We start from the raw sequence: 11,066 nt of genomic DNA on the forward strand, positions 1-11,066 counted from the left end.
ATGGGAAATGAAATTATTAAATATGATCCAGAGTTAAATACCATTCCACTTCGAAAATTTACTCCAGTTGAAATGAATTTATTTTTTTCGATTATTTCTCGTATGCGTGATAAGAGTGATCAGACCATTCGTTTTACTTTTGATCAATTAAAAGAGCTAAGTGCTTATAAACCTACTGCAAATAACCGTTTTGAAGATGACATTCAGAGAACTTATGAAAAAATGATGGGATTACATTTTGGTAGACGAAGTAAAAGTGGATTAACTCGAGAGTTTTTTGTTTTGTTTACAGAATTTAAAATTGATGGAGATGCAGAAGAACCTTATGTAGACGTAAAAGTTTATGAACGTGCTTTACCCCTTTTAAACAAGCTTGAAAGTTGGGTTCGTTATGCGTTGGCAGAGTTTAGAGATTTAAAAAGTAGTTACGCAAAAACAATGTTTCGGTTACTAAAACAGTTCAGAACCACTGGATATGCTTATTTTTCTAAAGAAGACTTTTTTGAATTACTAGATATGCCCAAAAGTTACTGGAATAGTCCCTCTAACGTCGATAAATTTGTTATAAAACCCATTAAAGAAGAATTAACTCCTTTGTTTAGAGGATTAACGGTTAGAAAAAAATATGGTAAAGGGCGTGGGAAACCAGTTATTGGCTATTCGTTTACCTGGAAACCCGAAAAGAAAGATGCCAATGATTTCTCACAAGGCCAATTACAAGATGAGCGTCAAAAGCTTTTTAATATTCAGCATAATGGTGAACTAACAGAACAAGAAAAATGGCGCGCTACTGATAAAGTAAAAGGCCTACCACTAGGATCTACTGAGAAACAAGCATTGGCTGATAAACAGGCCGAGCACGATAAAAAAATAAGAGATCAAGCAAGACAAGAAGCACTTGCTGAACTCCGAAAGGGGTTTGGAAATCATGCCTAAAACTATTAGAGAACTTGCTAATGAATTGAAGGTCTCCAAGCAGACTATTCAATATCGCTACCAAAGACTACCAACAAAGAACCGACAAAAAGATCGTCAAGGTACAAACATGATTAGCCTTACAGCTGAAAGGATTATTAGAGATAAGGTAGCAAAAAAGAGACAAAGACTAGCGAAGAAAATAATGAGCTAATCGCTACTCTAAGAAGAGAAGTAGCAGATTTAAAGTCTCAACGTGACAAACAGCTTGCTGCCAAAGACCAACAAATAGAGCATCTAACAAAATTAATAGATCAGCAACAACAACTACAATTAACAACTGTAGAAGAAAATAGAGAGTTAAAAGCCCATATTCAAAAAACAAGTGACTTACTTGAAACTTCTGGGACATTTCAGAAACAACAAAATAATACCTCAGAAGAGGACGTGTATAGAAATAGAAGCGATAAAAAATGGTGGCACTTTTGGTAAAGCTTTCTTATATTAGCCAAAATGTTATATAGTTAATTGACTGAGAACGTGTTTAGAATCTTTTCAAGAGTATTCGCAGGAAGGCTAAGCTAATCATCATCTTACTGGTGTTCAGCTTTCGCTCACAATTGCGCCAGAGGCGCCGATATTTTCCTAGCCAGCTAAAACTGCGTTCGATAACCCAGCGTTGCGGGGTCACTTGACCGTGCCTAAGGTCACTCTGTTTAGCAATAATGACTTCAGCGTTAATCATTGCCTGAACTGATTGAGCAAAGTTGTTACCAGTATAACCACCATCGGCCATTACTCGTTGAACCAGGTCAAACTGTGATTTGTTTAACGCCAGTAGCGCATTGGCGCCATCACGCTCAGAAACATTGGCGGTTGTCACATGGACTGCCATCGGCAGCCCATTGATATCTACAGCAAGATGGCGCTTAATCCCACTCACCTTTTTACCACCATCGTAGCCACTACTTTCAGCAGGATCGGTATTCTTGACACTTTGAGCATCTAGAATGATGAACGATGTATAAACTGAACGCTTCTGAGCCAACCGATGTTGGCTGACAATTTTTTTAAAACCTTATCCAGAGGAGTGATACCAGCAGGAGATGGCGTTTTAGTCCAAAGTAACCAGTAATAATAGACGGTTTCCCATTTAGGAAAATCACTGGGTAAATCGCGCCAAACGCACCCATTTTTCAAGGTATAAAGCAGGGCACAAAAGATATCATATAAATCAACCTTTCTTGGCTTAGTCCGCTTACGTATGCCTTCTAGATCTGTCCGGATTAGTTCAAATTGTTCACGAGAGATGTCGCTACTATAATGGTGTGCAAAGCTTTTCATGGATTAAAAACTCCTGTTTTTGATCTAATTTAACTAAAATCAAATCGAATGTCAAAGTATCCAAACACGTTCTCATGGCATTAATTGGATTTACTATTATCATCGGATGGCTAGTATATAAATTTTTCACTAAATGGCTATGGTGGTTCATTGGATTTGGGATATTAGTGAACGTGATTGTTTGGTTTGAAGCATACGGTTGGATTGTGTTTATGATTGGATGTTTTGCGCTGGCAATTGCCTTATTTGCTCTTGCTATTCGCAACTATCTGGTTCAGCATCAAAGCAAGTAGCACCCTCGCCCACTACCAGCCTAGCGGGCAACATGCGAGCGTAGTTCAACGGTAGAATAGTACTCCTTTGAGTTGCTGACTAGATACTTTCAGATGCAGGTTCGACTCCTGCCGCTCGCATTTACCAGATACGGATGTCGCTAAAAGCTGGGGAATTTGGAGGAATTATTGTAATGGGACTACTAATAATGATCGTCATCTTTCTAGCACTATGGAAGATATTAGGAACACTAGGCCACATTTTTTTGCCAATATTAGCCGTACTATTTATCCTGGCAACCTGGATTCCTTCACAAGCAATTGTTATGGTGATTTGGGTGCCAATCGCGATATTATATTTTATCGGCTTGTCCGGGTATAAACATGCTAAATAATAAAAAAGGTGGCATATCTTAATTGCTTTGCCACCTTTTTTATTTACTTGTTTATCTAGTTTACATAACCCCTATTAATCAAAGTAACCTGTAAACTCAACGTTTCGTTACTCTGACTTTGTGAACTCAAATTGGTATAGGTGAAACAATCATTTTAAATCCTAATTTAACAGTATTCTTATTTTAAAAAAGTTAGTGAAATCTTCTATGTATTTATTCAATTTATTTGACTTATTGGTTTACCCCTGCTGTAATGCGAGGGAGTGAAGTGGTTGAGTGCAGAGTTGTACCCTAGTCAGACGGTCAAAGTTAAAATGACTATCTAGCTAGAGTGCAACTCACCTGTTGTAACGCTCGGTCGTTCGGGCATCGCTTGGACAATCAGTTGCGGTATTGCTACCAACCATTAGTATCAACCTACATTCTCGGTTAAGTCCATTAAAAAACGCCCTAATGGACGCTGATAACACGTATTTAGTTTTATTCGGTTAACAGCTACTAGTGATCACCATGCCGAAGCATCGTTTTACCACCCGGGCCGTTAATGGTCGCCCTCACCATTCGTCACCAGCCTGATTGTCTAAGGCCTTATGTGATATAACCGGTCGTTATTGAAGTCGCACCGGTAAACGTGTCCCCTTAGATTTAGACCCCAGCTTGTCCCCTAGGGCTTTAAAAATCGCACCGGCCATGATATAATACAAGTATTCGATACAAACTTGTTTGGCACGCACTGATTCCAGTCAGTGGGTGTTTTTTTATATGCTCTTTTATATTTCACTACAAATGCTAATCTATCTAACCTCATAAATCAATAAAAACATTGATTTATGGGCAACTAGAACATTTAACACATAACATTTAACACATAACATTATATATTTAACATTTAACACATAACATTTAACACTTTGTTATAGGTGAAACTATAACACATTTAACACTTTTGTAAAGGTGTGTTATGATAAAAATATAAATTTTTAACGGAGGTCTCTCATGACAGCAACAACGCTCTCTTTTTTAAACTTCAAAGGTGGAGTTGGCAAAACTTCTACAACTGCGCTTACAAGCTATAGCCTTGCTAGAATGGGATATAAAGTTTTAGCTATCGACTTAGATCCTCAAGCAAATCTTACTTCTTTATTTCTAAAAACAAAAAGTAACACTAGTGATAATAAAATAATAACAATTGAAAAGTCACTCATGTCGGCTTTAAATGACAACACTGATTTAAATAAAATAAGCATATCAATAATGGACAATTTAGATTTAATACCCAATGCTGTCGACTTTAGTATGTACAATAGATTTTTAGATAAAAATTTGACGACTGAATTTGAAAAGGTTTCATTCCTAAAAACAAAAATAGAACCATTAAAAAGTAAGTTTGACTTCATATTTATCGATGTACCACCAACTATAAGCTTACCAAATGACACAGCTTTCTTCGCATGCGACCAAATCATTGTGGTATTGCAAACCCAAGAAAGGTCATTGTCTGGTGCAGAAATATTACTAAAATACTTACAGGATACTTTGATAAATACTTTCGGGTCGTCCGTTGATGTGATGGGGATATTGCCAGTGTTATCAAAAAGAAAGGCTAAGGTTGACGAAGAAATTTTGAAATCAGCAATAGCAGAATTTGGTGAAGATAGTATTTTCAAAAACAAAATAACCATTATGGAAAGAATTAAGCGTATGGACATGACCGGAATCACAGATAATTCAAAAGACGTATGGGACAGTCGTGTACATGAAGCTTTTAAAGGTGTCGCACAAGAAATAGTGGAAAGGTTAGGTAGTTAAGATGGGTCTTTTGAATCATGATGAGCCAGCCAAACCAAAATTGACTCGTGGCGCAAAAGTCGTTGTTAATAATCAAGTATCTAGAAATGATGTAGTTAAGGAGACCGCAAACACTTCTTTCCCCGTCAATATTCGCGTTGACAACCACATTCGCAATCAAATCTCATCGCTTATTAATATTGGAATGGCAAATTCCCAAAAAGATTTAGTCCAAAAGCTAGTTAATGAATCAATTGATGGACTAGAAAATAATGAAAAATTGAGATTTGACAGAATGTTCAACATTCTTGAGCAAAAAGATTCACTAAAAAGCAATTCATAATGTTACATTATCACGCAGCCAATAACTCCCCTTGCCAGTAATATCAGGTGAGGGGAGCGTTTTTACGCAAAAAATCCCCCACGCCGAAGCGCAGGGGATTAGCAAATTTAATATTCAATTAGAACGTGTTTAGAATCTTTTCAAGAGTATTCGCAGGAAGGCTAAGCTAATCATCATCTTACTGGTGTTCAGCTTTCGCTCACAATTGCGCCAGAGGCGCCGATATTTTCCTAGCCAGCTAAAACTGCGTTCGATAACCCAGCGTTGCGGGGTCACTTGACCGTGCCTAAGGTCACTCTGTTTAGCAATAATGACTTCAGCGTTAATCATTGCCTGAACTGATTGAGCAAAGTTGTTACCAGTATAACCACCATCGGCCATTACTCGTTGAACCAGGTCAAACTGTGATTTGTTTAACGCCAGTAGCGCATTGGCGCCATCACGCTCAGAAACATTGGCGGTTGTCACATGGACTGCCATCGGCAGCCCATTGATATCTACAGCAAGATGGCGCTTAATCCCACTCACCTTTTTACCACCATCGTAGCCGCTACTTTCAGCAGGATCGGTATTCTTGACACTTTGAGCATCTAGAATGATGAACGATGTATAAACTGAACGCTTCTGAGCCAACCGATGTTGGCTGACAATTTTTTTAAAACCTTATCCAGAGGAGTGATACCAGCAGGAGATGGCGTTTTAGTCCAAAGTAACCAGTAATAATAGACGGTTTCCCATTTAGGAAAATCACTGGGTAAATCGCGCCAAACGCACCCATTTTTCAAGGTATAAAGCAGGGCACAAAAGATATCATATAAATCAACCTTTCTTGGCTTAGTCCGCTTACGTATGCCTTCTAGATCTGTCCGGATTAGTTCAAATTGTTCACGAGAGATGTCGCTACTATAATGGTGTGCAAAGCTTTTCATGGATTAAAAACTCCTGTTTTTGATCTAATTTAACTAAAATCAAATCGAATGTCAAAGTATCCAAACACGTTCTAATTATTCTGTCACTTACATTAGCATTATTTATTGCAAAATAAAAAGCAAAGCTTTTATAAAAAAAGTCTTGGCAAATTACAAGCTAAAAGTATTTGGCTAACTTGATTATAAAACGCGCGGTTGAAATTTAATGCCATTTCCTTTAAACTTTTCAATATAGAGTCATCTTCTCTCATGTGGTTTTGTTTAGCAATTTAACTATACCAGAGCTGAGGCTCTTTGTGAATAAATCAGGTACTTGAAAGGAAGCCGATTGTAATGAAAAAAATGGTTTTGGGATTAATGGTTGTTGCTGGACTTTTAGGGACAAATACGGTGGTTGCAAACGCCGCGGATACGGATTCGACAGGTGATGTGACCTTCTCAAGTGGGACACTATCATTGTCAGTGGATAATACGAACCTTTCATTTGGGAAAAATACGATTTCGGCAGCTGATGCGACTTTGGGTGCTTCGACCACGCCAACGGTAAAAGTTAGTGATTTGCGGGGGACGAATGCCGGCTGGTCATTGACCGTGGCACAAGGCCAACAATTCAATACGAAGACGGATGCGAGTGGCTCAGCGTTGACGAACGCTGCCTTGACGGTTGCTAGCACCAAAGTTTCAAGTGATTCAACGGTTAATACGGGGAACGCCACTTTGACTCCTGGAACGACGACGAGCGGTACGACCACTAATGGCGCTGCAGGCACGGTTGCTTCAGCTTCAGATGGTGACGGTAACGGGATCTCGACGTTTACGTTCGGCAGTTCTACACTAGCTGTTCCGGGTGCAACGCCTAAGCTTGCTCAAGGCTACACGACAACATTGACTTGGAACTTAGGCGATACGCCATCTAACTAAAGTGAGCGTGAAGCCTACTAGTGGTATGATGATGTTGGTCGAACCAATATCCTGACTTAATTTGAGAGAAAAGGCGTGATGAGTGTGGGGAAACGATTGCGAGCATTACTAGCAACGGCATTAGTCAGTGTGATGAGTCTGTTCATGGGTGGCATGGCCCAGTCAGCGAAGGCTGATTCAGCCGTGGGATTTGAGATCAGTCCGGTGCGTTCGAGTAGTCAAGTCGATTCGAATGTTTCGTACTTTGATTTAAAGTTAAAACCGAAACAGACCCAGACCATTGCGGTGAAGGTGCACAATACCTCGAATGCGCCAATTACGATCAACGTTGGGATTTCAAAGGCGACGACCAACATCAATGGTGTGGTGGCTTATCAGCGGGCGACTGAAAATAAAAGTGCGGATTTGCCGTATGATTTAGCCAAACTGGTGACGACTGACCAGTCCGAAGTTAAGCTGGATAAGGGACAAGTTAAGACCGTCAAGTTTCAAATCAAGATGCCGGCCAAATCGTATGACGGCATTTTGGCTGGTGGGCTGACTTTCTTGAAAAAGGCAACGGCTGCTGAAACAAAAAAGGCGGTCGCGGTCAATAATCAGTATGCCTATACTGAAGCCGTTGTTCTGCATGGTGATCGCGATTTGACGACGAACCACCTCACGATGAACAAAATCACGGTCAAGCAACTCAACGGCCGCAACGTCATCAACTTTCCGTTAGTGAATCACACGGCGGCTTACTTGAATAAGGTCCAAACGAAGATCAAGATTTACCATCGTGGCGGCCAAAAAGTAGTCTACCATCAAAATTTGACTAACGGTCAGATGGCACCCAGTTCAATCTACAAATTACCGGTGCGAACCGGACAAAATGCTCTGAAGGCTGGCAAGTACACCGCAGTCGTCAAGGTCAAATCCAAGAAGCAGCACTGGCAATTTAAGCAGAACTTCGTGATTACGCAGGGCGAGGCCACTAATCTGAATCCGACGGCGGTCTTGAAGCAGGGCCCTAACTGGTGGCTGTATATCGGCATTGGCCTCTTGATTTTACTCTTGATCATCTTGCTGATCTGGTACATTCGCCGCAAGCAGAAGAAGATTAAAGAATTAGAAAAACAATTGAATGACAAACGTCAATCATAACCGACTAAATAAGTAGCCACATCTTGACCAGCATGGTCTTGAGTGGGTACTTATTTTTTTGTTGTAATCACAATAATCATTAGGTGGTTTATTAGTAAAAGCGGCATACTTATCATTAATATGAAATATATAAATAAATGATTAAAGTGAAAAAGCGAGTAAGGCTTTGGGGTGATGGAAAATGCAAAAACGACGGTTACAACGTGCACGTTTGACTGAAAAAAGAACTTATAAAATGTACAAAAAAGGGCGTTTCTGGCTGGTATAACAGAGAATAATAGTGGCACAGTCTAAAATACATGATGTGTTTGAGAAAAACTTTCAAATAAGCTTTGTCCCTATATTAGGGACTATAATTAACAAATGCCCCCTCGAAAACGTTGAAAGAATAACCCCCAATATCTATAATGTAGATATTGGGGGCTATTTTAATTTATTTTTTTATAAGTGTCCCTAAACTATAGCTATTGATTCAAGATTTCATGGGAGCCAGTTGCAACCAATAACAAAATCAATTCATCATGATCTAGCTGATAAATAACAATCCAGTTGTCATAATTTTTACCATAGTTTCCATATCTGGCAGGGTGAAATTCACGATAGCCACGCCAATTTCCTTTTAATGCATGATCTTTAATCTGTTTCAAAATAAGTACATCTTGTTCAACAATTGCTTCTAAGCAAGGCTTCAAGACAGTTATTGGGAAATGTTTTTTGACTAGTTTTTTTAATTCACGTTCAAAAGATTTGGTCTGTTTAATTTGCATCTAACTTATCGATCCAATCTTCAAAGTCAGTCAATGAACCAATGTTTTTGACCTGCCCTGTTTCTGCTTCTTTTTTAGCGGCTAAGGCTTCCGGAGAATCTAAAAAGCTGACTAATCGAACTTCATTATTGGCCGCTTTAACTAACGATAAGCGTATATACTCAGAAACGGTTAGCCCTTGTTTTGCTAGATTAGCTTTAGCCCGTTCACTAATGTCAGGTGTTACACGAGTTGAAATTGTCTTGTTTTTAATAATAGTATTACTCATTCTAATCCGCCTCCTTTAAGTTTACCATCGTACTACGTTATAATATTCGATTTTTAGGTTTTCTGCAACTAAATTAATTTTAAAGTAAAGGAACTAACAGCTTATGCAACAAGTTGTCTTACCCATCAAAGATTCAAACGTTCTTAAAGAGGTTCAAGATACGTTACTCAATAACTTTAAAGCTGGCCGACGTAACTATACGATTTTTCAAGTTGGTAAAGCGACACTGCTGCGAGTCAGTGATGTCATGCGCTTAAAACAGGCCGATATTTTTAATCCGGACGGTTCTATTAAACAAAATGCGTTTATTCACGACCGAAAAACTGGTAAACCTAATACCTTGTACCTTAAACCTGTTCAAACAGAGCTCTTATTGTACCGTCAATGGCTACTTGATCATCAGCTGGATTCTGAATGGCTCTTTCCGTCCATTCAACACCCAGAACGCCATATCACGGAAAAACAGTTCTACAAAATTATGAGCAAGGTTGGCGATCTGTTAGGAATTAATTATCTAGGGACCCATACGATGCGCAAAACTGGGGCTTATCGGGTCTACACGCAATCAAATTACAATATTGGCCTAGTAATGCACTTACTAAATCACTCAAGTGAATCAATGACTTTAGCTTATTTGGGCTTGGATCAAGCAAGTACAGAAAACATGTTGAACCAAATTGATTTTGGTTAAATTGGTTTGATTTTGTTGTCGCCAACGGCGACTTCTGATACAGGCTTTTAATGGGCCTAGCACAACATAGAATAAATTCTATGTGTAAGTGCGCACATTGACCTCGTTTTACTCAGTCTGCTGATAACCATACAATCAATTTTTCTCGTTATTTAATTGAGCATATTTTTAATTCAATTTATGTTTGCACCTAAACTAAGATTGTTATGTTTTAAATATTTGAAAAGTGTTGCGGATTAAGCTGTTTTAAGCCATTTTTTTAATCGTTCTGTGCAAAGAATATTTATAAGTTTGGTAACAAATTTTGAATAACGGTACTGTAAAATCTGTAAATCTAAACTGAAATCATTATTTTGATGTTAGGAGTAATCAAGATGGACGAAAAGAAAGTATTAAAAACCATTGATGAAATGCTTGCTGATCCTTGGCAAGTTGATATTCAAGAATTGTTTGAAGCTTCTTTCAATGAACCTGACGAGATCAAAAAGAATTTGTATGATTCCCTGTATACTTATGTTTTGCAAAAAAGACAAGAAGATATTATTAATCGTCCTGGCTTCGTTATTTAGCCCTCTAAAAGCCTGCTGAGGGCTTTTTATTTTTGTTTTGGTATAAATATATATAAACAGTCTCAAAATCGCTAGAAACGAGAAATAAGGCCCTTAAAAACGAATATAGCAGTTAGATTCTTGTTGAGATTCAGAAAAACTAACTGTTTGCTGTCAATGGTAGCGGACGAGCGCAGCGTGGGAGCATAAGGAATTGACAGCTCTTAACCAGTCTTAACACTGAAATGGCGAAAGCCAAAGTTTTGTAGAAACTTTGCTTTCCTGCCTAACGGCGAGTGAAAAAGCGGTCAAGCTGGCTCAGCTTGGACGGGGTTCGGGGCGTTAGCGCCCGATTAAATGTGGCTTGTCACTCCTTTGTAGGCAACGAACAGAGTGAGGCGCAAGGAGCGTAGCGACTGGAGTTTAATGTGAGCCTGTTTTTGGGCTCACTCCTTTGTATTTTTGTTTTAGATTTTGATCTTGTACAGTGGTGCCTCTTTTAAATCTCTTTTATAAACCTCTTTTAAACCTCTTTTAGACCCCTCTTTAGCCTTACTCTCCCAAGGCTTATAGAAGTTTATCAAGTAGGTTTTGTCTGTTTATCAAGTAGGTTTTGTCTGTTTATCAAGTAGGTTTTGTCTGTTTATCAAGTAGGTTTTGTCTGTTTATCAAGTAGGACTATAAAGTTGACTACTTGATAAACATAATCTAAAATTAATTTGTAATCATTAGGAGGTACAGC

12 protein-coding genes and 3 pseudogenes are annotated in these 11,066 nt (G+C 38.7%); 11 read left to right on the forward strand and 4 right to left on the reverse strand.

Annotated elements, in window-relative coordinates:
* On the forward strand, positions 1 to 936 hold the full coding sequence (locus tag ACLJJ6_RS11025) for a replication initiation protein (RefSeq protein ID WP_412990509.1): 936 nt from the start codon (positions 1 to 3) through the stop codon (positions 934 to 936).
* Positions 929 to 1,407, forward strand: a pseudogene (locus ACLJJ6_RS11030) (DUF536 domain-containing protein). Before ACLJJ6_RS11025 ends, ACLJJ6_RS11030 begins: the two are co-directional and overlap by 8 nt.
* 52 nt (positions 1,408 to 1,459) lie before the next feature.
* On the opposite strand, the gene ACLJJ6_RS11035 reads toward ACLJJ6_RS11030, so the two are convergent.
* Positions 1,460 to 2,259 (reverse strand): IS5 family transposase gene (locus ACLJJ6_RS11035; RefSeq protein ID WP_088899809.1). Its coding sequence is split into 2 segments (ribosomal slippage): positions 1,460 to 1,989 and positions 1,989 to 2,259, totalling 801 coding nucleotides; the frame shifts between segments, so codons are not numbered across the junction.
* Between the two features lie 327 nt (positions 2,260 to 2,586).
* Between ACLJJ6_RS11035 and ACLJJ6_RS11040 the strand changes: the two are divergent.
* The 4 genes and pseudogenes from ACLJJ6_RS11040 to ACLJJ6_RS11055 all read left to right on the forward strand — a co-directional run bounded on the left by ACLJJ6_RS11040 (position 2,587) and on the right by ACLJJ6_RS11055 (position 5,057).
* Positions 2,587 to 2,672: pseudogene (locus ACLJJ6_RS11040) on the forward strand.
* A gap of 53 nt (positions 2,673 to 2,725) precedes the next feature.
* The gene (locus ACLJJ6_RS11045; protein WP_412990510.1) at positions 2,726 to 2,926 is read left to right on the forward strand and encodes a hypothetical protein; all 201 of its coding nucleotides are present in this window, start codon (positions 2,726 to 2,728) and stop codon (positions 2,924 to 2,926) included.
* A gap of 996 nt (positions 2,927 to 3,922) precedes the next feature.
* Positions 3,923 to 4,735, forward strand: a complete 813-nt coding sequence (locus tag ACLJJ6_RS11050; RefSeq protein WP_228987420.1) for a ParA family protein — start codon at positions 3,923 to 3,925, stop codon at positions 4,733 to 4,735.
* A 1-nt stretch (position 4,736) separates the two neighbouring features.
* The gene (locus ACLJJ6_RS11055) at positions 4,737 to 5,057 is read left to right on the forward strand and encodes a DUF5388 domain-containing protein (RefSeq protein ID WP_412990511.1); all 321 of its coding nucleotides are present in this window, start codon (positions 4,737 to 4,739) and stop codon (positions 5,055 to 5,057) included.
* Positions 5,058 to 5,186: 129 nt separating this feature from the next.
* Here ACLJJ6_RS11055 and ACLJJ6_RS11060 read toward each other — a convergent pair.
* A protein-coding gene (locus ACLJJ6_RS11060; protein WP_088899809.1) for an IS5 family transposase occupies positions 5,187 to 5,986 on the reverse strand; the annotation gives its coding sequence in 2 pieces (ribosomal slippage) (positions 5,187 to 5,716 and positions 5,716 to 5,986; 801 coding nt in all).
* A gap of 333 nt (positions 5,987 to 6,319) precedes the next feature.
* On the opposite strand from ACLJJ6_RS11060, the gene ACLJJ6_RS11065 reads away from it, so the two are divergent.
* The 3 genes and pseudogenes from ACLJJ6_RS11065 to ACLJJ6_RS11075 form a co-directional block, all read left to right on the forward strand.
* Positions 6,320 to 6,907 (forward strand): WxL domain-containing protein, encoded by a 588-nt coding sequence (locus tag ACLJJ6_RS11065; protein ID WP_412990505.1) that lies wholly within the window; start codon positions 6,320 to 6,322, stop codon positions 6,905 to 6,907.
* Between the two features lie 84 nt (positions 6,908 to 6,991).
* Positions 6,992 to 8,050, forward strand: a complete 1,059-nt coding sequence (locus tag ACLJJ6_RS11070; RefSeq protein WP_412990506.1) for a DUF916 and DUF3324 domain-containing protein — start codon at positions 6,992 to 6,994, stop codon at positions 8,048 to 8,050.
* Positions 8,051 to 8,231: 181 nt separating this feature from the next.
* Positions 8,232 to 8,315: pseudogene (locus ACLJJ6_RS11075) on the forward strand (KxYKxGKxW signal peptide domain-containing protein); the annotation flags it as partial.
* 199 nt (positions 8,316 to 8,514) lie between these two features.
* On the opposite strand, the gene ACLJJ6_RS11080 reads toward ACLJJ6_RS11075, so the two are convergent.
* Positions 8,515 to 8,817 carry a type II toxin-antitoxin system YafQ family toxin gene (locus tag ACLJJ6_RS11080; protein WP_010625626.1) on the reverse strand — a complete coding sequence of 101 codons (303 nt, stop codon included), beginning with the start codon at positions 8,815 to 8,817 and terminating at the stop codon, positions 8,515 to 8,517.
* On the reverse strand, positions 8,807 to 9,085 hold the full coding sequence (locus ACLJJ6_RS11085; RefSeq protein ID WP_003625288.1) for a plasmid mobilization protein: 279 nt from the start codon (positions 9,083 to 9,085) through the stop codon (positions 8,807 to 8,809). Before ACLJJ6_RS11085 ends, ACLJJ6_RS11080 begins: the two co-directional genes overlap by 11 nt.
* A 103-nt stretch (positions 9,086 to 9,188) precedes the next feature.
* Between ACLJJ6_RS11085 and ACLJJ6_RS11090 the strand changes: the two genes are divergently transcribed.
* Positions 9,189 to 9,776 carry a site-specific integrase gene (locus ACLJJ6_RS11090; protein WP_412990508.1) on the forward strand — a complete coding sequence of 196 codons (588 nt, stop codon included), beginning with the start codon at positions 9,189 to 9,191 and terminating at the stop codon, positions 9,774 to 9,776.
* 356 nt (positions 9,777 to 10,132) lie between these two features.
* A complete protein-coding gene (locus ACLJJ6_RS11095; RefSeq protein ID WP_010625611.1) occupies positions 10,133 to 10,345 on the forward strand; it encodes a hypothetical protein in 213 nt (70 codons plus the stop codon).
* Positions 10,346 to 11,066: the final 721 nt, after the last annotated feature.

The sequence above is a fragment of the Pediococcus siamensis genome (genome assembly GCF_047220215.1).
In the GTDB taxonomy this organism is placed as follows: Bacteria; Bacillota; Bacilli; order Lactobacillales; family Lactobacillaceae; genus Pediococcus; species Pediococcus siamensis.